At 62.8% G+C, this 18,155-nt stretch carries 18 protein-coding genes and 1 pseudogene; 12 read left to right on the plus strand and 7 right to left on the minus strand.

Translation table 11 applies throughout. From position 1 onward, the window contains the following. Positions 1-124: 124 nt before the first annotated feature. From FJ979_RS26305 to FJ979_RS33485, 3 genes are all read right to left on the minus strand, one after another. Positions 125-670: a DUF308 domain-containing protein gene (locus FJ979_RS26305; protein ID WP_181167676.1), complete on the minus strand. Its 546-nt coding sequence runs from the start codon at positions 668-670 to the stop codon at positions 125-127. 805 nt (positions 671-1,475) lie between these two features. Beyond that, the gene (locus FJ979_RS33175; protein WP_224655847.1) at positions 1,476-2,036 is read right to left on the minus strand and encodes a hypothetical protein; all 561 of its coding nucleotides are present in this window, start codon (positions 2,034-2,036) and stop codon (positions 1,476-1,478) included. Between the two features lie 57 nt (positions 2,037-2,093). Further along, positions 2,094-2,516, minus strand: a complete 423-nt coding sequence (locus tag FJ979_RS33485; RefSeq protein ID WP_318012677.1) for a BA14K family protein — start codon at positions 2,514-2,516, stop codon at positions 2,094-2,096. On the opposite strand from FJ979_RS33485, the gene FJ979_RS33180 reads away from it, so the two are divergent. From FJ979_RS33180 to FJ979_RS26330, 3 genes and pseudogenes are all read left to right on the plus strand, one after another. Beyond that, positions 2,410-2,664 carry a hypothetical protein gene (locus FJ979_RS33180; RefSeq protein WP_224684683.1) on the plus strand — a complete coding sequence of 85 codons (255 nt, stop codon included), beginning with the start codon at positions 2,410-2,412 and terminating at the stop codon, positions 2,662-2,664. The two genes, FJ979_RS33485 and FJ979_RS33180, sit on opposite strands and share 107 nt — an antisense overlap. A gap of 656 nt (positions 2,665-3,320) precedes the next feature. Further along, positions 3,321-4,796, plus strand: coding sequence for a Do family serine endopeptidase (locus tag FJ979_RS26325; protein WP_140584254.1), 1,476 nt, complete (start codon positions 3,321-3,323; stop codon positions 4,794-4,796). Positions 4,797-5,054: 258 nt separating this feature from the next. Continuing rightward, positions 5,055-5,180: pseudogene (locus FJ979_RS26330) on the plus strand (ionic transporter y4hA); the annotation flags it as partial. Positions 5,181-5,188: 8 nt separating this feature from the next. Here FJ979_RS26330 and FJ979_RS26335 read toward each other — a convergent pair. Beyond that, positions 5,189-6,811, minus strand: coding sequence for an alpha/beta-hydrolase family protein (locus FJ979_RS26335; RefSeq protein ID WP_140517423.1), 1,623 nt, complete (start codon positions 6,809-6,811; stop codon positions 5,189-5,191). A gap of 576 nt (positions 6,812-7,387) precedes the next feature. Here FJ979_RS26335 and FJ979_RS26340 point away from each other — a divergent pair. Further along, a complete protein-coding gene (locus tag FJ979_RS26340) occupies positions 7,388-7,930 on the plus strand; it encodes a TOBE domain-containing protein (protein WP_281406010.1) in 543 nt (180 codons plus the stop codon). A gap of 309 nt (positions 7,931-8,239) precedes the next feature. After that, complete coding sequence (locus FJ979_RS26345) at positions 8,240-8,446, plus strand: DUF6494 family protein (protein ID WP_140499366.1); 207 nt, start codon at positions 8,240-8,242, stop codon at positions 8,444-8,446. A gap of 27 nt (positions 8,447-8,473) precedes the next feature. On the opposite strand, the gene FJ979_RS26350 is transcribed toward FJ979_RS26345, so the two are convergent. Further along, positions 8,474-9,349 (minus strand): helix-turn-helix transcriptional regulator, encoded by an 876-nt coding sequence (locus tag FJ979_RS26350; RefSeq protein WP_140584255.1) that lies wholly within the window; start codon positions 9,347-9,349, stop codon positions 8,474-8,476. Positions 9,350-9,445: 96 nt separating this feature from the next. Between FJ979_RS26350 and FJ979_RS26355 the strand changes: the two genes are divergently transcribed. The 5 genes from FJ979_RS26355 to FJ979_RS26375 all read left to right on the plus strand — a co-directional run bounded on the left by FJ979_RS26355 (position 9,446) and on the right by FJ979_RS26375 (position 14,845). Then, positions 9,446-10,138, plus strand: a complete 693-nt coding sequence (locus FJ979_RS26355) for an ABC transporter permease (protein ID WP_140584256.1) — start codon at positions 9,446-9,448, stop codon at positions 10,136-10,138. Positions 10,139-10,140: 2 nt separating this feature from the next. Next, positions 10,141-10,863 carry an ATP-binding cassette domain-containing protein gene (locus FJ979_RS26360; RefSeq protein ID WP_140521330.1) on the plus strand — a complete coding sequence of 241 codons (723 nt, stop codon included), beginning with the start codon at positions 10,141-10,143 and terminating at the stop codon, positions 10,861-10,863. Positions 10,864-10,925: 62 nt separating this feature from the next. Then, positions 10,926-11,711, plus strand: a complete 786-nt coding sequence (locus FJ979_RS26365; RefSeq protein ID WP_224519050.1) for an extracellular solute-binding protein — start codon at positions 10,926-10,928, stop codon at positions 11,709-11,711. Between the two features lie 6 nt (positions 11,712-11,717). Next, positions 11,718-12,881: a molybdopterin-binding protein gene (locus FJ979_RS26370; RefSeq protein ID WP_348640428.1), complete on the plus strand. Its 1,164-nt coding sequence runs from the start codon at positions 11,718-11,720 to the stop codon at positions 12,879-12,881. Between the two features lie 14 nt (positions 12,882-12,895). Next, on the plus strand, positions 12,896-14,845 hold the full coding sequence (locus FJ979_RS26375) for a molybdopterin biosynthesis protein (RefSeq protein WP_140584257.1): 1,950 nt from the start codon (positions 12,896-12,898) through the stop codon (positions 14,843-14,845). Here the strand turns inward: FJ979_RS26375 and mobA are convergent. Both mobA and FJ979_RS26385 read right to left on the minus strand, forming a co-directional pair. Next, positions 14,829-15,470 (minus strand): molybdenum cofactor guanylyltransferase MobA, encoded by a 642-nt coding sequence (gene mobA / locus FJ979_RS26380; protein ID WP_181168609.1) that lies wholly within the window; start codon positions 15,468-15,470, stop codon positions 14,829-14,831. The two genes, FJ979_RS26375 and mobA, sit on opposite strands and share 17 nt — an antisense overlap. Continuing rightward, entirely contained in the window at positions 15,460-16,344 is an 885-nt protein-coding gene (locus tag FJ979_RS26385) for a formate dehydrogenase accessory sulfurtransferase FdhD (RefSeq protein WP_140584274.1), read from the minus strand. The genes mobA and FJ979_RS26385 overlap by 11 nt, the downstream gene beginning before the upstream one ends. Before the next feature lie 150 nt (positions 16,345-16,494). Here FJ979_RS26385 and glp point away from each other — a divergent pair, with 150 nt between their 5' ends. Both glp and FJ979_RS26395 read left to right on the plus strand, forming a co-directional pair. Then, entirely contained in the window at positions 16,495-17,751 is a 1,257-nt protein-coding gene (glp, locus tag FJ979_RS26390) for a gephyrin-like molybdotransferase Glp (RefSeq protein ID WP_140499352.1), read from the plus strand. Between the two features lie 85 nt (positions 17,752-17,836). Next, positions 17,837-18,079, plus strand: coding sequence for a sulfurtransferase TusA family protein (locus FJ979_RS26395; protein ID WP_140584275.1), 243 nt, complete (start codon positions 17,837-17,839; stop codon positions 18,077-18,079). The last annotated feature ends 76 nt before the right edge of the window (positions 18,080-18,155 follow it).

Here is an 18,155-nt window from a genome sequence, read left to right on the forward strand (position 1 = left end):
CCGTTCGCGACGTCCAGGACAAAATGAAACCCTACGCAAAAAGCTTGCCGCGCTTGGGAACCGTCGCGGCAGGACAGGAGCCAATGCCGCAAAGCGGGTAACGGTCACGGTGAAAATGGTTGGATCATCGGGTCGTATCCGTTGGCCGAAAGCCTGTAACGAGCCAGCCCAGGCCGTGAAGAACTAGGTCGATACCCATGAACGCCCCAATCACCCAAACCCCGGTCGATGGCCATCCGATGAGTATCAAGAAGCCAGCCGCGAGACCGAACAGGCCGGAAACAAGCATCATCCATCGGTCGGTGGACAGGTAGCGCAGGCTCAAAGACATTCTTCCGAGCCCAGATATCACGAGCACGACACCGAGCACCCATGTGAGGATGATAGATCCCAGCACCGGCAAGCTGATGAGCAGGCAGCCAAAAACGACGTACAGGATGCCGAGCATCGTCTGCCAGAGAAAACCACGCCACCCGCCGGCCCAGATGGCGAGGGCGATCTCGACAAAGCCGGCGCATACGATCGCAATTCCCAGGACAAGCGCGCTGATGGTCGTGGCCAGCGCCAGATCGCCCAACACGAAGATCCCTGCCAGGATAAAGACGATTCCGATCGCCGAGTTCGTCCACGCAGATCGTCTGGGTTGCTGGGTCTCGGACAACTGCGTCATTCCCTTGCCTCTCTGAGTCATCTACGAATGCGGTGGAAATCCACCACGCGGCCAGTACGGGCATTCAGCACTATTTCGAAAGTGCTGCCGCCAATGCGACGCGCGTGATAAACAAAATTGCGTCCCCGGCAGTCCACGCGACGCACGTCCCTGAAGCCTCTGCTCTGAATCAATCGCTGGCCTTGAGCGCAAGTAATCGCGCGGCCGTTGTTAAGGTTTGATCCGATATTTATATTTACGGTCACAGCTCCCGCTGGGGACACAGCGGCAAGAGGAATACCAAAGCCGAGTGCGGCACTTAACAGGGCAGCTAGTGCATATCTCCGCATATCTTTCGTCCTCTTTGGTGAATTAAGCCGACATCACGCGCATGCGAACACGTTGTCAATAATTCTGCATGGTGGCTCGGATATTTGGAGACACAATGCCTAGTTTCTGGATTCTTTGCATTTATGCACTGCCGTCAGAGCGCGTGCGTTTTCGGTATTATTGTCGAAGCGCATCTCTTGGGATTAAAGCGTGTCGCGTCGAAACAGATTCAGGCGACTCGCTTTAAGTCTTTGTTTTGATGCATATCGTTGTCCCAGAACCGCTGCGCACTTCTGGGCGACATGCATTAACCGCTGGTTTGACGGATGGAGATTGTCATGGGTGCCATTGTTCCTGCCGCCGGCCGCGCCGAGGCACCAGGCGTCCAGAAACACTGCAATGCACGAGGAGCCGACGCGTATCTGGATCTCGAAAGCTGCGATGAAGTGCGCGACCGAACTGGATAGTCTTCATCAGTTTTCCTGAGGTGGGAGGCTCAACCGCCGGCGCATAGAGATGGCACAGCTCGGCCAACACCCCAGGACAGGCGTCCCTGTATGATGGTCAGCGTCCACTGACCGTTCGAATACGTCGTTCCTTCCGGTCCCTTGGAGGGCAGATCGACCTCGGCCGCGTCGTTGACGGATACAGAAGCGCGATCCCCGAGGAGACGCACTGCCAGACGCGTGCCGTCCTGGCACTCGTAGTGACTGACTGGGTAGGGATTGCCCACGCCGATCGACGTGCCAAACGCGGAATGCTTGAAGCTTACAATCATGATGGCGCTGATTGCCGCGATCGATAGATTTTTTAGCACAATAGTCCTCCCAACTGGCGCATCGACGTGGATGAAAACAGAGAACCATGTCTTCCCTGCGGACCTGCGACTTTCGGACCGAGATTCGTCGCATCGACCAGAACGCCGGACATGTATCAATTGATCGGCAAACGCCTTCGCGGAGATGCTCTTTGAACAGGCGGGATACTTCCGCTGGCTCACGCCAATGGCCCCGCCGGCCTTTGCCAGGCTCGCTTTTGCTCCCGTCCAAGCTTGCATTCAGCCGTTTCAACAAATCCCAGTAGGCTTCCTAGCACCAGCGAGCCCAGAGCGCACTCAGAAGGGCGAGATGCACTGCCGGCGTGGGCCATTGTAGGGCTGCCAGCTATTGTCCGAGACCCGGTAGGAGCGGTACCGCTGCGAGCACCAGTTCACATGGTTGTTCCAAGCGCTGTGATTGTGCTGGCGGGCAGCCGAGATCGCCATCCCGCCGAGCAGCATTCCGCCAATGAGGCCCGCGGCGACGGCGCCGCTATTGTTCCTCGAATGCCGGTGATGGCGTGGCGGACGCGAGGGCCGATAATGGGGCGGCCTGTGGTGCGGTGGCCGTACTCCATGTCCCGGTCGATGGCGGGAAGGCCTCCTTAGGTCGATGTTCGTGACCGTATCGGAAACCGACGGCCTTAGCGCTCCGACGGGCATTGCCCAGGTGGGGGCTGCCATGCTTGCGATGATCGCAGCGACGATGATGCGCCTCATATGCTTCTCCGTGGACTTCATCCCGCCGTGCGACCTGCTGCTGCGGATGGCATCAAAGCCGAGTAATTTAAGGCAGTACCTGGTTTTCTTGGAATATGCGGTGAATCCCAAACGTGGATCGAGCGTTTATTTCTTGCTTGCGGCATGAATGAGGCTAGTCGAACAGCATGTCTTTCCGCCAATGACGCCCGTCGCGACAGGCGCCACCAGTGTTGCTCGAATGCCGGTGGCGATGCGGGACGGAGGGCCAGTGGTATGGTAGCGGTGCGCCGGTCTTTAGCGAGCTAGCGACAGACCCTCTCGACGCCTCGCTTGGACGATAATCACCTCCTGGGGAGGCTCTCACCCTGCGGAAAATCACCGCCCGGAGCGGCCTCTTGGCGTCCCGGCGACAAAGGCGCGCCCAATGCCATGCGCGCTACCTTCAAATGGCCTGCCATGCAATCAACACATAGAGAACTCGCGATGAAATTCGATCTGAAATCGCCGCCCGGCAAGCCCCGGCCCAATGTCGCGTAAACTCCGAATAAATCGGAAGGCACATTCACTTTTTCTAGTGTCGATTTAGATTGTCGTGACATCGCAAATCCACCGAATTCGATGTCACAGAATTGAATAATAATCGAACGTGCAAGTTACAAATTTGCAGTATTAGTGAAAATAACTATACATATCGTCTTTATAAATACTATGGAATGAAAATGACAAAACTTTCATGATATGGCAATGATGCCGTAATGTAGGTTCTTCTAACCATCCTGGCCAAGGATGCTCAGTGCATCTCACTCAAAAGGATGGAACCCCATGAATATTGTCCCCAATTCGTATTCCGGAACTCGTCGGCGCCTGGCGGCGGCTGTAGTGTCGCTGAGCGCTGTAGGCGCTGTAGGCGTCGGAGCTGTTGTTTCCGGCACTGCCCCCGTGCTGGCCGACGCGGTGCATGTCCAGGCGCCGCAGATGCCGAGCTTCGCCGATGTCGTCGAGCAGGTTTCGCCGGCGGTCGTCAGCGTCAAGGTCAAGTCCACGGTCCAGCCGGTCGCCGACGACGGTTCCGACGATCAGGATGGTTTCGAGAACCTGCCCGACAACCGGCAGCAGGGCGGCTTCAAACATGGTGACGGCAAGCCGCGCCCGGTGGCACAGGGTTCAGGCTTCTTCATCTCGGAGGACGGATATCTCGTCACCAACAATCACGTCGTCTCGGAAGGCTCGTCCTTCACCATCGTCACCAGTGACGGTAAGGAACTCGACGCCAAGCTGGTCGGCACCGATCCGCGGACGGACCTGGCTGTGCTGAAGGTCGATGGCGGCGGCAAGTTCACCTATGTCGACTTCGCCGACGACTCCAAGATCCGCATCGGTGATTGGGTGGTGGCAGTCGGCAACCCGTTCGGCCTCGGCGGCACCGTCACTTCCGGCATTGTATCCGCTCGGGGCCGCGATATCGGCGCCGGCCCCTATGACGACTTCATCCAGATCGATGCTCCGGTCAATCATGGCAATTCGGGGGGCCCGACTTTCAATCTCAATGGCCAGGTGATCGGTATCAACACAGCCATCTTCTCGCCGTCGGGCGGCAGTGTCGGCATTGGTTTCGACATCCCGGCCTCGACCGCCAAGCAGGTCGTGGAAGACCTGATGAAGGAAGGCTCCATCAAGCGAGGTTGGCTCGGCGTCCAGATCCAGCCGGTCACCGCTGAAATTGCTGAATCCCTTGGTCTGAAATCCGACAAGGGCACACTGGTCTCGAACGCCCAGGACGCTGGTCCCGGCAACAAGGCAGGCATTGCCGCCGGTGACGTCATCACCCAGGTCGACGGCAAGGATGTCGCCTCGCCGAAGGAACTCGCCCGCACGATCGGCGCCTATGCGCCGGGAAAATCGGTCGATCTTACCGTATTTCGTGACGGCAAAAGCCGGACGATCAAGGTCGATCTCGGCACACTGCCGTCCAGCGACAAGCGGGCCTCCGGCGATGACGGCAAGCAGGTCGCGCCTGCCAAGGCCGACGCATTGGCCGATCTTGGCCTGACCATCACCAAGTCAGACGATGGCAAAGGACTGGTCGTCACCGATGTGGATCCCAACAGCGATGCGGCCGATCGTGGCATCCAGCCGGGCGATGTCATCACCGCCGTCAGTTCGGCCAAGGTGAACACCACTGATGACGTCTCCAAGGCCATGGCCGAGGCAGCCAAGGCTGGCCGCAAGGCCGTACTGATGCAGATCACCCGCGACGACTCGAGCCGGTTCGTCGCGCTGCCCGTGGGCAAGGCCTGACAGAAGGCGGCCTGGAGCCTGGCGGTTTCAGGGCGCCCGCCCCAAATGCCGCCGCGATAGCCGCGGAACATCCAGCAATTTCCCGCGGCGATGTCTGCCGCCAAGCCGCTGCGGGAACAAGGAGCCGAGCACGTCAGTCCGTCGTCGTGCCTCGCTCCTGGCGGCAGCGGGCTCCCTTACGCCCGCTGCCGTTTTCCGCCATTTACATCAGTGGCAAATCGACTGCGGCGTGAACCTAAACAGATGTCGGGGCTCGCGGTGTTTCTTCTGCTCACCATGTTCGTCAGCACGCCCACGCTCGGCACGGGCCGCACGACGAGACTCCAGGGAGTGGTCCATCTCGGCATACTCGCCATGTTCCTGCTGATTTCGGCCGTGCCCTGAAGCCCCAGCTAGCCGCCTCTGTCGGCCTGTGCTGCAACCTTGCTGGCAAGATGGGTTTTGAGGGCGGCGAGGTCCTGTCGCGACCAGTCCTTCACGCCCAACACCGCACTCCAGGCTTCCACATAGTCCTGCGGCGCGTAGACATGGCCGTAGCCGATCGGCGTGGTTGTCGCCACGGCCATATCGAGACCGAGCTGCAGCATGGTCACCACCGGGTACCAGCTCAGTTGCGGCGAGACGTCCGGCCCGCGCGGCGCCTTCATCCAATCCGGCTGCCGGTAGGCGTCGCGATAATCGAAGAATACGATCGGGTCGCTGGCATATTGCAGGTAGACGATCCTCAGCGGGCCCCAGGGCGTGTCGGGCGCCACCGCCGGGCCGCTTTGGTTCATGAACCGGACCAGGCTGCTATTGCGGAAGATCGGCAGCCACTGCGGCGAGCCGTTGTTGCGCGTATCGCTCACCGAGCGCCAGATGCGGCTTTCGAAGGGCGGGCCGCTCCAGAGTGCGCCGCTGATCGGATCGCTGAATATCTCGAACAGCCCGGCCGATCTTTCGGAGTTCATGGCGCCAAGGCTGAGCCCGTGCAGGTAAAGCCTCGGCCGCCACTGCTTCGGCAGGGTGGTCCAGTAGCCGTAGATTTCGAGGAACAGCGCCCGGGCCGTCTCGGCGCCGTATTCCGGCTGCGCCAGCAGCGACAGCGGACTGCTCAGATAGGAATATTGCGCGGCGACGCTGGCGACATCGCCGCGGCACAGATATTCGAGCGCATCCATCGAGGCCGGATCGATCCATCCGGTCCCGGTCGGCGTGATGACCACAAGCGTGGATTTGCTGAAGCCGCCCGCCCGCTTCAGCTCCTCCAGCGCGAGTTTCGCGCGGGCTTGCGCACTGTTCGCCGCTCCCAGCCCGACATAGACCCGGACCGGCTGTTGCGCCGGCCGGCCGGTGAAGGTCCCTATCTCGGCGGCGGCGGGACCGTCCGCGATGAACTCGCGGCCGGCGCGGCCGAGCTCGTCCCACCTGACCAGCGAGGCGGGGCTTCCGGTCCTGGAGGGTTCGCTCGGCTGCTGGCGCTCCGGTTCCATGAGTGCGTCGAACTTGGCGAACGAGGAATCGAGCGCGCCGAAGATCGCGCGGATCGCAACGTCGCTCACCAGCAACCAGATGAGCAGCACGGCGACAGCGGCGCCGGCGACATTCGCCAGGCGCCGGGGTATGTAGCGTCTCAGTGCCCCGGCGATGGCGCGCACCAGCCAAGCGACAAGGCGCGCCAGCGCGAGCACGACGATGAAGGTGCAAATGGCCAGGGCGCAGACATTGAGGGGATGAGCGCCATCGACAGCCGGCATGCCCATCACCGCGCGGATGGAGTTCTGCCAGGCACCGGATCGCCACAGCGCCACAACGGCAAGGCCGAGGCACGGGACCAGGATGATCGCCTTGGACAGCAAACGCGGCCGTGGCGGCAGTTCCGGAATCTCGAGATATTTCCACAACCACCGCAAGGCGACGCCAAGGCTGTAGCCGATGGCGAAGCACGCGCCCGCCAGTACGCCTTGCGTCAGGTCGGTGCGGGGAACGAGCGTCGGCGTCAGGGCGGCCGCGAAGAACAGCATGCCGAGGGCCATGCCGACACCGGAGAGCGATCGCCAGATACTAAGGAAACGAGTAGTTGTCACTTGGGTGTTACGCCTCGAGTTGGACCGCAGGATAACGTTGGCCTATGGTTTTTATATCTTCGGAGTCGCGCGTCCGCTATTGGCCTCCTAACCAGTCGGGCTCATGCCCTGGGTCAACATGCATCGACCCCTTTGCGGGACAAGACAGAGATACTACGCGTAGTAAAAACTAGTGCTCCCCCGGTTCCTTAGGTTCGCCAGACCATACCAGAGAATATGAAGGAAACGGGTTGCCGAACCGTCCGCTAATTTGTTGACTTCCTCTAGAAAACGTTGACCCTCCGGGGCCACCATTGTCGTTGCTTCGCGCTTCGACTGGCGAAGGTCCCTAGGGAAGAGATTGTCTCGTGGGTCAAGGCGGCGGCCGAAATCCTTGGCCTGCAGGATCTGCTTGGCCGCATGCCGCGGCAGTTGTCCGGCGGCCAGCGCCAACGTGTCGCCATGGGCCGCGCCATCGTGCGCGATCCAGCCGCTTTCCTGTTTGATGAGCCGCTCAGCAACCTCGATGCCAAGTTGCGTGTTAAGATGCGCGCCGAAATCAAGAAGCTTCACCAACGGCTCGGCCGAACAAGCATCTATGTCACGCATGACCAGACCGAGGCGATGACGCTCGCCGACCGCATCGTGGTGTTGAACAAAGGCCGGATCGAACAGATCGGCCGCCCCTCCGAGCTCTACGAGAACCCAGTCAATCTGTTCGTCGCAAGCTTTATCGGCTCGCCGGAAATGAACCTGATCGAGGGCCGCATCGACAACGGCGCATTCGTCGCCGATCAGGGCTTGCGCTTACCCTTGCCGGCGGATGCTCGGATGGGCGACAAGGATGGGGTAGTTTATGGGATTCGTCCGCAGCACATTTCGGTTGGTGGCGACCACTCTCAGGCGAGGGTGCAAGTGGTCGAGCCGACCGGTGAGGCCCAGGAGCTTACATTAAGTGCAGGTGGAGTCGACCTCGTGGCCGAGGTGCGGGATCAGCCGCCCTTCAAACTTGATCAAGAGGTTGGGTTGGAGATCATGGTATCCAAGGTGCATCTGTTCGATGCTCGTAGTGGCACCAGGATTGCTTAGGGCGCGCTGACGGGCGAAAAACGGCCTATCCCATCATGCCCTTCATCAGTTGCCACTTGCTGCGAAACCACCGGTGATCGCCGTTTGCCCATCGGCCGTCACGGCAATCGCCCGCGGCGCTCCGGCATGACCAGGGATTTCGGCACCACGCGTTGTTACGCCACAGAGGAACGGACCGCGTCAGACATAGTGCGGGCGTCGTCCTCGTTGCACCCCGGGCCATTCCGTGCTCCGTTAGCGCAGCGCCGCCGTTGCGGGCACCAAGCTTGCCGGACCGGCCATATCGTCCACACCGTTCGAGGCAATCATATGACCCAGAATATGGAAACCGATCCCTTCAACGTCTCCATGCGCAAGTTCCTGAAGCAGGTCGGCGTGACTTCGCAGCAGGCAATCGAGAAAGCCGTGGCGGAGAAGGGCCTGAAAGGACAGGGCCGACTGACCGTGAGGGCCGTCATCACCTCGGAGCCGGCAGGCTTGCGCCATGTCGTGGAGGGCGAGATCGATCTTGGATGAGAGCTGCGGCTTGATCGGGGTCGGCTGCTACTTGAAGAACCGTATCTGCCCGGCGGGCGATGGATCGTATCCGCCAAGCTCGGCGGCGCGGCTGGCGAAGATTTCCTGCCCTAGCAAACGCAGGAGCGCCTGGATCGGTTGCTGGAAGTAGGTCCGCTGCCGCATCAGGAGATCGAAGCTTTCCCAGGCCAATGGAACGAAATCGAGGCCAGCGGCGCGGGCGGCCGCGCGCGTGGCAATTCCGCAATCGGCCCTACCAATGCGCACGGCAGCCGCGAGATCGGGTCCGGTCAGGCAGGGCGGCTCCAACCGGTTGACGTCGTCCTGTTTCGCGCCGGAGTCCGCCAGCAATTGCGTGAGCAGCATGTCCGCGCCTGCGCCGCGTTGACGAACCGCGATGCGTGCGCCGGTCGCAAGTACGTCGGTCAGGTTGTTGAGCGATTTTGGATTGCCTGGCGCGAGCAGCAGGCCTTGCTCGCGGCGGGCGAATCCGACCAGCACCGCATCGTAAAGCCGCGGTCTGGCCGCAATCGCGGCGACATTCGGGTCCGGGTCGGGGCTGTGGAAATGAATCGCGGCGACAGACACCTCGCCGCGCAGCAGGCGTGTCACGCCGGCTTCCGTGCCTTCCGTCAGAAAGGCCAGGCCGGAGGCTGATTGGCGGAGAGCCCATTCGAGCAGGTCGTCCTGGCTGCCACCGACGATCGGCGGCGGCTCGGATTGCGTAATTCCTGCGGGCCGGATCAACCCCGACATGACCCAACGGTCGAGTTCATGCCGAGGAAACAGCCACTTGCCCGCCACCTTGCTGCACGGGACACGCTCCTCCGCAATCAGCTCATAAAGCTTGCGCTCACCAATGCGCAGATAGTCGGCGGCTTCGGACGTCGTCAGCAAATCCATCCTGCATTGATATGCATATTCCTGTTCAGGTTCAAGGATTTGACAGTGACGGAGGAGTTGCAGGACATTGAACACGGGACAGGACTGCGAGGAGCAATGTCGGAAGGGCTGGGCATATGGCAACTGATCGCGAGCGGCGACGCCACGCTGTTTGCCATCGTGCGCCTGTCGCTCGCCGTGAGCCTTTCGGCTGTCGCGATCGCCATGGTCGCAGGCCTGCCGCTGGGCGCAATTATCGCGCTGGCACGTTTTCCCGGTCGTTCGGCGATCGTCGTGCTGCTGAACGGTTTCATGGGCCTGCCGCCGGTGGTGGTCGGGCTGACGGTCTATCTGCTGCTATCGCGATCCGGGCCGCTGGGTGAATTCGGCCTCTTGTTCACACCCGCCGCCATGGTCATCGCACAGGCGCTATTGGTGCTGCCCATCGTTGCCGTGCTGACTCGCCAGACGGTCGAGGATCTGTGGCGCGAGTACCGTGAGGAACTGACTGCGATGCAGGTCGGGCCGGCGAGCCTGGTCGCCACGCTTTTGTGGGACGGCCGCTTCAGCCTCGTCACGGCTCTGCTCGCGGGTTTCGGCAGGGCGGCGGCCGAGGTCGGCACCGTGATGATCGTCGGCGGCAACATTGATGGCTTCACCCGCACCATGACGACGGCAATCGCACTTGAAACCTCGAAGGGAAACCTGCCGCTCGCCATGGGGCTCGGCCTGATGCTGATTTTCCTCATCTTGCTGATCAACGCCGCCGCCTGGGGCGTGCGAGTTTGGTCCGAGCAACGGGCTGGCTAGGGATGCGGGCTGCTCAGAGCGATCTTCCACTTGTCCTCGATGACGTGTCGCTGGTCGCCGGTGCGACGACCATCCTGGACCGGGTGAACCTGACGATCGGGCCGCGCGCGCCGACTCTGGTCGTCGGCCCGAACGGGTCGGGCAAAACCTCCCTGCTGCGGCTCTGCATGGGGCTTGTTGCACCTTCTGCTGGAACCCTGACTTGGGGGGGACGAACGTTTTCCCCGCCGACACGGCGTGCAATCCTGTTCCAGAAGCCGGTGATGCTGCGTCGCTCGGCGGCCGCGAATGTCGCCTATGCACTGGCTCAAGCGGGCTGTCCGCGCCGGCTCCGGGCCCCGCGCGTGGAGGAACTGCTCGAGCGCGTCGGTCTTCTCGATCTCGCGACACGTCCGGCACGGCATCTCTCCGGTGGCGAGCAGCAGCGGCTGGCCCTCGCCCGCGCCCTGGCGCGCCAGCCCGAGATCCTGCTGCTCGACGAGCCGACAGCCAGCCTCGATCCGGCGGCGACGCGTTTTGTCGAGCAGATCATCATCACGGCTGCCCAATCGGGCACGAAGATCATCATGGCGTCGCACCACCTCGGCCAGGTACGCAGGATCGCGGGAGACGTCGTCTTTCTGCTCCGAGGGCGCGTTTGCGAGCATGCCGACGCCGACGACTTCCTTGACCGCCCCGCGACCCCGCAAGCCGCTGCCTTCGTGCGCGGCGAGCTCGTGCTTTGATCAACTGGACCGAGATTGAGATGCTGACCCGCCGAATATTCTCTGCGCTTGTGGTGCTTCTGATGCTAGCAGGCGGCGCGCCTGCCCAGGACCAGTCGATCGTCGTGGCGTCGACGACCTCGACCCAGGATTCCGGCCTGTTCGATCACATCCTGCCGCTGTTCGAGAAGAAAACCGGCATCGGCGTGAAGATTGTCGCTCAGGGCACCGGTCAGGCGCTCGACACCGGTCGGCGCGGCGATGCCGACGTGGTCTTCGTCCATGCCAAGGCGCAGGAGGAGAAGTTCATCGAGGAAGGCTTCGGGGTGAAGCGCTTCGACGTGATGTACAACGACTTCGTCCTCGTTGGCCCCAAGAGCGACCCGGCGGGCGTCAGCGGGACCAAGGACATCGCAGCCGCGCTGATCGCCATCAAAGCCAAGAAGGCGGCCTTCGTGTCGCGTGGTGACAGGTCCGGCACCCATTCGGCCGAATTGGGTCTGTGGAAGACGGCCGGCATCGACATCGAGGCGGCCAGGGGCCCGTGGTACAAGGAGATCGGGCAGGGCATGGGGGCGGCGCTCAACGCCGCGGCAGCCATGAACGCCTATACGCTTTCCGATCGTGGCACCTGGCTGTCGTTCAAGAATCGTGGCGAGTTGGACATCGCCGTCGAGGGTGACAAGCGGCTGTTCAATCAGTACGGCGTGATGCTGGTGAATCCTCACAAGCATCCAAGCGTCAAAGTGGAGGCCGGCCAGCGCTTCATCGATTGGCTGATTTCTCCGGAAGGCCAGAAGGCGATCGGAGAGTACAAGATCGACGGCCAGCAGCTCTTCTTCCCGAACGCGCAGCGCGGGCGTTCCTGAAGCTGGTTGCAAACAGGCTCGCGTCTGCTTCAATATCGCGCCATGACGAGAACGTTTTCTTCGACGGGCCCGCTGACTCTCCTGGAAGCGGCGCTCGACGCGCTGCTCGATGGTGTAATGCCCGTCACCCCCCGCTTGGTGCCGCTTGAACAAGCCTTGGGCTATGTCGCTGCCGGGATGCCGCCTGTCGTGCCGGCTCAGCCTGTGCGAGATATCGCTGCCATTGACGGCTGGGCGTGTCGCGCCCTCGACCTCGTGGGGGCATCAGCCTATTCGCCCTTAGTTTTGCCGGTCGCGCCGATCTGGGTCGAGACGGGTGAGGCCATGCCTGAAGATCGCGACTGTGTGCTGCAGGCCGGCCTCGTCGATTGCAGTGGACCGATGATCCAAGCAGCAGCTGAAGCGGTGCCCGGTCATGGTGTGCGCCGGGCGGGCGAGGATTTGGCGGCGGCCCGCCCGCCAATGCTTGAGGGAAAGGCGATCGGCGTCGCCGACCTGCTGGTCGCCCGCAAAGTGGGGCTGAGCCAGCTTGCCATACGGAGCCCGCGCGTGCGCGTGATCGATGTCGCTGCCGACAGCCACGAGACATTCTCCATGCGGCTCGTGGTCGAGAGCCTGAGTGCCTCGGGCGTTTCGATCGTCGGTATAGAGACCGTAGAGCGCGACGCGGCATCGATCATTGTCGCTCTTGATGGCGAGGCCTGCGATTTTCTGCTCCTGATCGGCGGTACTGGTGACGGCCACGCCGACGTGACCGCCGAGGCTCTGGCGCGGCGCGGGGTGTTGATTGGGCACGGCATTGCCTTACGGCCCGGAGGGACAACGGCAATAGGCCGGCTCGGCAAGACACCGGTGGTCGCATTGGCCGGATCGCCGTACCAAGCCTTCGCCGGGTTCCTTGCGCTTGTCCAGCCAGTCCTGGACCGCCTGTCGGGCAGATCTGAACGGTCCGGCATCATTTTGCCGCTCTCGCGGAAAATCTCATCCGCGGTCGGACTTTACGAGCTCGTTCTGCTCGGGAAGGAACGGGAGATGTGGACGCCGCTCGCCGTCGGCGACTTTTCGCTGGACGCCATGCGGCTTGCCGACGCCTGGCTTGCGGTCCCGGGCGATAGCGAAGGGTATGCCGCCGGCACGCCCGTCTCCGCCTTTCCGCTCCGCAACTTTTGATCGAGTGAGCCGCTATGACGAATTCTCCATCATCGGCCGGGCAGAACAGCGGGCAGGAGCAGTTCCTGACGATATTGTCGCGCGAAGCTGCGCTGGCGCGCTTCGAGGCAGCGCTGTTTCCCCGCTCGTTGCCGACCGAGACGCGGACGCTGGCCGACGCGCTCGGGCTGGTTCTTGCCGAAGACGTGGCGGCGCCGGTCGACGTGCCGCCCTTCGACCGCTCCAATGTCGATGGCTTCGCGGTACGTGCGGCCGATCTGGCTGCCGCCTCTGAAACCCGTCCCGTTCGGCTTGAGCTGAATGCGGAAGCGATTGCCTGCGGCACGGTTCCGCAACTCCCCGTTCTGACCGGAACCGCCACGCCCATCGCAACCGGCGGGCCGCTGCCGCGTGGCGCGGACGCCATCGTCATGGTGGAGCATACGCATCCGGTGGGGTTGAGTGCCATCGAGGTGGGGCGCGGCATCTCGCCCGGCCAGTTTGTCTCCAATGCAGGATCCGACATGGCGCGAGGAGAGGTCGTGCTGCGCACCGGAACGCAAATCGGCTCGCGCGAAATCGGCATGCTCGCCGCGTGCGGAATCGCACAAGTGGCCGTGGCGCGCAGGCCACGCGTGGCCGTGCTCTCCACTGGCGATGAACTCGTTCAGCCGGGCGAGCCGCTGCGGGCGGCCGGCATCTATGATGCCAACGGACCGATCATCGCTGCGGCGGTCACTGAAAATGGCGGCGAAGCGCATTTTATCGGCGCCTTCCCGGACGACGAGGCAACACTTGAGACGGCTATGCGCGAGGCGCTCGCCGCCCACGACGTAATGATCCTGTCGGGCGGCACGTCCAAAGGAGCAGGGGATATCACGCATCGCATTATCGGCCGACTGGGCAAACCCGGCATCATCGCCCACGGCGTGGCGCTGAAGCCCGGAAAGCCGCTTTGCCTGGCGGTGTGCGGGGGCAAGCCGGTCATCGTCCTGCCGGGATTTCCGACCTCGGCCATGTTCACCTTCCATGACATGGTGGTACCCGCCCTGCGGCGCATGGCGGGGCTGCCGCCGCGCGTCGATGCTCAGGTCACCGCAAGCCTTCCGTTGCGGGTTCCTTCAGAACTCGGACGGACCGAATTCGCGATGGTCTCCCTTGTGCAAGGGCAGGGAGGATTGACGGCCTATCCGACTGGTAAGGGCTCGGGAGCGATAACATCCTTTACGCAGGCGGATGGCTTCATGCGCATCGAGGCCCTGGCCGATCACGTGCCTGCCGGTGCCGACGTAGCGGTGACGCTGTTCACGCCGCGGGTCCGCGTTCCCGACCTCGTCGTCATCGGCAGTCATTGCGTCGGCCTCGATCTGGTCGTTGGCGAACTTTCGCGTCGCGGGATTTCGGTGCGCTCGCTTTCTGTGGGAAGCCTGGGCGGTCTTGCGGCGGCCAAGCGCGGCGAGTGCGATCTCGCTCCCATCCATCTCTTCGACCCGAAGACGCGGAACTACAACGCGCCCTTCCTCGGTGACGGTCTCGAACTCGTGCCAGGCTGGCGCCGCATGCAAGGTTTGGTGTTCCGCCGAGGGGACGAGCGCTTCGAGGGCCTCGGCGCGGAGGACGCGGTCCGTGCCGCGCTCGCCGATCCCGATTGCATGATGGTCAACCGCAACCAAGGCTCGGGAACGCGTATCCTGATCGACCAACTCCTCGGCGCGGAACGCCCGGACGGCTACTGGAACCAGCCGCGCACACACAATGCCGTGGCCGCGGCGGTAGCGCAGAAGCGCGCTGACTGGGGCGTCACCATCGCGCCGGTCGCGCGTGCGGCCGGGCTCGGTCTTATCCCGTTGACCGAAGAGCACTACGACTTCGCGCTGGTTTGCGCGCGAAAGGATCGGCCCGCGGTGCACGCGTTCCTCGAAGTCCTCCAGGCCGACGAGGTGCATTCGGCGCTGGAGCGCGCGGGGTTCAGCCGGCCGGGTTAGCGGCAAGCAACGCGGCCAGCCGCTCGGCTTCGGCGAGGTCATCGACTGTGTTGGCGTTGAAGAACGGGTCCACCGGCTCTACCGGCCAGGATACGGTGGCAAGGCCGTAGCGACTGGTCCACCGGTCGATCTTGCGCAGGCCCTCGTTGGTCAACGCATGCCGCAATTCGTCCCGCAGGGCGACTTTCCAGAGCCCGATGACCGGATGCGCCTGACCGCCGGACGCCGCCACCGCCAAATCCGCCCCCTCGGTCATGCGCGCCCGCTGGAGGCGTGCAACGAGGTCGCGCGGCAGGAAAGGACAATCACCGGCGGCGCTGACCACCCACTCGACGTCGGGCCTGTTGTCCGCCGTCCAATCGAGCGCGGCGAGCATGCCGGCGAGCGGCCCAGGATAATCCTCGATCGTGTCGGCAACGACTGGCAGGCCAAAACGGGCAAAGCGAACGGGGTCGCCATTGGCATTAAGCACGAGCCCGTCGCATTGAGGTCCTAGCCGTTCGATGACATGCTCGAGCATCGTGCGTCCGCCGATCACGCGCGTCGGCTTGTCCCCGCCGCCCATGCGCCGACCCAGACCGCCGGCGAGCACGACGCCCAGCGTCATGGGCCGCTCAGTCGTCATGCTCGGCACCCTTGCGGCGGTGGCGCGGCGCTTCCTCATCGACCGAAGCGATATCCTGGTCGAAGACGATCCGCTCCTGGCCCGAAAGTGCGGTGAAGCGCTTGCCGCGCGCCCGGCCGACCAGCGTCAGCCCCACTTGGCGGGCCAGCGCCACACCCCAGGCGGTGAAGCCGGAACGCGAAACCAGGATGGGAATGCCCATCCGAACCGTCTTGATCGTCATCTCGGAGGTCAGCCGCCCGGTCGTGTACATGATCTTGTCCCCCGGATCGATGGCGTGGCGGTACATCCAGCCGGCGATCTTGTCGACAGCGTTATGGCGGCCGACGTCTTCCATATAGCAGATTGGCGTGCCCTTCCTGCAAAGGACGCAGCCATGGATCGCGCCTGCCTCCAGATAGAGCGACGGCGTGGTGTTGATTTTGTGCGTCAGCTCGTAGAGCCAGGAGGTGCGAAGCTCAGCGGGCGGGAGCGTGATGTCCTCGATCGCCTCCAGCACGTCGCCGAAGGCAGTGCCTTGGGCGCAACCCGAAGTCTGCGTTCGCTTTCTGAGCTTCTGCTCGTAGTCGGTGTTGCGCTCGGTGCGAACGACCACGACCTGGAGGTCCTCGTCATACTCGACGTCCGTCACCATATCGGTGGGCAGAAGCATGTTCTGGTTCAGCAGATAGCCGAGCGCAAGATATTCCGGATAGTCGTTGACCGTCATCATCGTGACGATCTCCTGAGCGTTGAGATAGAGCGTCAGGGCACGTTCGATCGGTACGCGGACCTCTACCGCCGCGCCTGTATGGTCGACGCCCGCAACCAGCTCCGTCAGCCGTTGGTCTTGCGGATCGGGTGTGATGATAGCGTGTTCCGGTTGGCGTAGCATCAAAGGCATGGCAGTCTCCTGACGTCGTATTCTGGCTCGCGCCTGCGCTAGCTTGCCGTATCTTACAGGCTGTTCAACCGAAGCTGATTAAAAAAAGCCGGATTGATGCGATTACGAAGAAGCCGACACGCTCGTAGAGTGGGAATATAAATGGCGCAAATCTCGGATGACTGCTTCGCTTTCGGCGGACAGATGCGGCCCATCGACGAGACTGCCGCGCTGATCGCCTCGAAACTCAGCGCCGTACAGGAGGTCGAGACGGTCCCGCTCTTGCTGGCGGATGGGCGCGTCCTGGCAAAAAAGATGGTGGCATCGCTGCCGCTGCCGCCCTTCACGAATTCCGCGGTCGACGGCTACGCCGTGCGAGGGGCAGATCTGCCGCAGACCGTCGAGACGGCATTCGCCGTTGCCGGGAGGGTTCAGGCCGGCATGGCGGCGAATGAACCTGTGCGGCCGGGCCAGACGGTACGCATCTTCACTGGCGCTCCAATGCCCGACGGGGTCGACACGGTGTTCATGCAGGAAGACGTGAGCATCGACGGCTCCGGCAGGATCCTTCTCCCGCCCGGCCTGAAAAAGGGTGCCAATGTGCGCCCTGCGGGTGAAGATGTCGCATTGGGCGAGGCCGTCCTCCCGGCGGGCCATCGGATGCGGCCGCAAGATATCGCGCTCGCCGCCGCATTGGGGTTCACGGAACTCCAGGTTAGGCGCAGGATACGCGTCGCAGTGTTCTCGACCGGGGACGAAATCGTCGCGCCGGGAGACATGCGCGGACCGGCGCAGCTTTTCGACTCCAACCGTTTCATGCTGACGGCGATGCTCGCTCGACTCTGCTGCGACATCACCGATCTCGGTATCCTCGTGGACGATAGTAGTCTGATCGCTGAAAAGCTGAGCGAAGCGGCATTGAGCCATGACCTGATCCTGACTTCGGGCGGTGTGTCGACGGGCGAGGCAGATTGCGTGAAGGCCGCCGTCGAGAGTGCCGGAACCCTGGTGTTCTGGCGCGTCGCGATCAAGCCGGGCCGGCCGGTCGCCATGGGGGTGATCGATGGAACCCCGCTGATCGGACTTCCTGGCAATCCGGTGGCGAGCTTCGTCACCTTCGCGCATATTGCCCGCCCGGCAATCCTCGCCCTTGCGGGGGCCCTCCAGCAACCACCGACCCCGATCGCTATGCGGGCCGCCTTTTCCTATAGCAAAAAGCAGGGACGGCGCGAGTATGTGCGAGCAAGCGTACGCGCGGCCGCGGATGGATGCTACGAAGCGACGAAGTTTCCCAGGGAAGGCGCAGGACTGTTGTCATCCCTGGTCGCGACCGACGGTCTCGTCGAGTTGGGAGAGGAGATAGTCCGTGTCGAGCCAGGTCACACGGTCCAGTTCCTACCCTATTCCAGTCTTATGTGAGCGCCGTCGGATCGCGTCCTCGAAACGAGAGCCGGAACCCAGGCTCGATTGACGCGGCCAGGTCCCGTCGGGCATCATGCCGACCATGATAACCACGACGAAGTTGGATCTGACCGGGCTTAAGTGCCCTTTGCCAGCACTGAAGACTCGTAAGGCGCTGAAAGCCTTGAAGCCAGGCGAGCGGCTCGAGGTTCACTGCACGGACCCGCTGGCGGTCATCGATATCCCCAATCTGCTCAACGAGATGGGCGAGCGACTTGAAGTGACGGAACGCGACGGCGATCGCGTCGTGTTCATGATCGAAAAGACGCAGCCCGCGACGATGTGACGAGTTGCACCCCGTCGGCGGCGGCCCCAAGATTTGCGAGGCAATGCTTGCGCTGGTCGTGCAGGGGACATGTCGT

It is taken from the genome of Mesorhizobium sp. B1-1-6, assembly GCF_006443035.1.
GTDB lineage: Bacteria > Pseudomonadota > Alphaproteobacteria > Rhizobiales > Rhizobiaceae > Mesorhizobium.

Bases quoted from the DNA above. Each gene is read 5' to 3' on its own strand.
- FJ979_RS26305 (WP_181167676.1), bottom strand. From the start codon at position 670: ATGACGCAGTTGTCCGAGACCCAGCAACCCAGACGATCTGCGTGGACG.
- FJ979_RS33175 (WP_224655847.1), bottom strand. From the start codon at position 2,036: ATGCAAGCTTGGACGGGAGCAAAAGCGAGCCTGGCAAAGGCCGGCGGG.
- FJ979_RS33180 (WP_224684683.1), top strand. From the start codon at position 2,410: ATGTTCGTGACCGTATCGGAAACCGACGGCCTTAGCGCTCCGACGGGC.
- FJ979_RS33485 (WP_318012677.1), bottom strand. From the start codon at position 2,516: ATGAGGCGCATCATCGTCGCTGCGATCATCGCAAGCATGGCAGCCCCC.
- FJ979_RS26325 (WP_140584254.1), top strand. From the start codon at position 3,321: ATGAATATTGTCCCCAATTCGTATTCCGGAACTCGTCGGCGCCTGGCG.
- FJ979_RS26335 (WP_140517423.1), bottom strand. From the start codon at position 6,811: ATGGCCCTCGGCATGCTGTTCTTCGCGGCCGCCCTGACGCCGACGCTC.
- FJ979_RS26340 (WP_281406010.1), top strand. From the start codon at position 7,388: ATGCGCGCCGAAATCAAGAAGCTTCACCAACGGCTCGGCCGAACAAGC.
- FJ979_RS26345 (WP_140499366.1), top strand. From the start codon at position 8,240: ATGACCCAGAATATGGAAACCGATCCCTTCAACGTCTCCATGCGCAAG.
- FJ979_RS26350 (WP_140584255.1), bottom strand. From the start codon at position 9,349: ATGGATTTGCTGACGACGTCCGAAGCCGCCGACTATCTGCGCATTGGT.
- FJ979_RS26355 (WP_140584256.1), top strand. From the start codon at position 9,446: ATGTCGGAAGGGCTGGGCATATGGCAACTGATCGCGAGCGGCGACGCC.
- FJ979_RS26360 (WP_140521330.1), top strand. From the start codon at position 10,141: ATGCGGGCTGCTCAGAGCGATCTTCCACTTGTCCTCGATGACGTGTCG.
- FJ979_RS26365 (WP_224519050.1), top strand. From the start codon at position 10,926: ATGCTAGCAGGCGGCGCGCCTGCCCAGGACCAGTCGATCGTCGTGGCG.
- FJ979_RS26375 (WP_140584257.1), top strand. From the start codon at position 12,896: ATGACGAATTCTCCATCATCGGCCGGGCAGAACAGCGGGCAGGAGCAG.
- mobA (WP_181168609.1), bottom strand. From the start codon at position 15,470: ATGACGACTGAGCGGCCCATGACGCTGGGCGTCGTGCTCGCCGGCGGT.
- FJ979_RS26385 (WP_140584274.1), bottom strand. From the start codon at position 16,344: ATGCTACGCCAACCGGAACACGCTATCATCACACCCGATCCGCAAGAC.
- glp (WP_140499352.1), top strand. From the start codon at position 16,495: ATGGCGCAAATCTCGGATGACTGCTTCGCTTTCGGCGGACAGATGCGG.
- FJ979_RS26395 (WP_140584275.1), top strand. From the start codon at position 17,837: ATGATAACCACGACGAAGTTGGATCTGACCGGGCTTAAGTGCCCTTTG.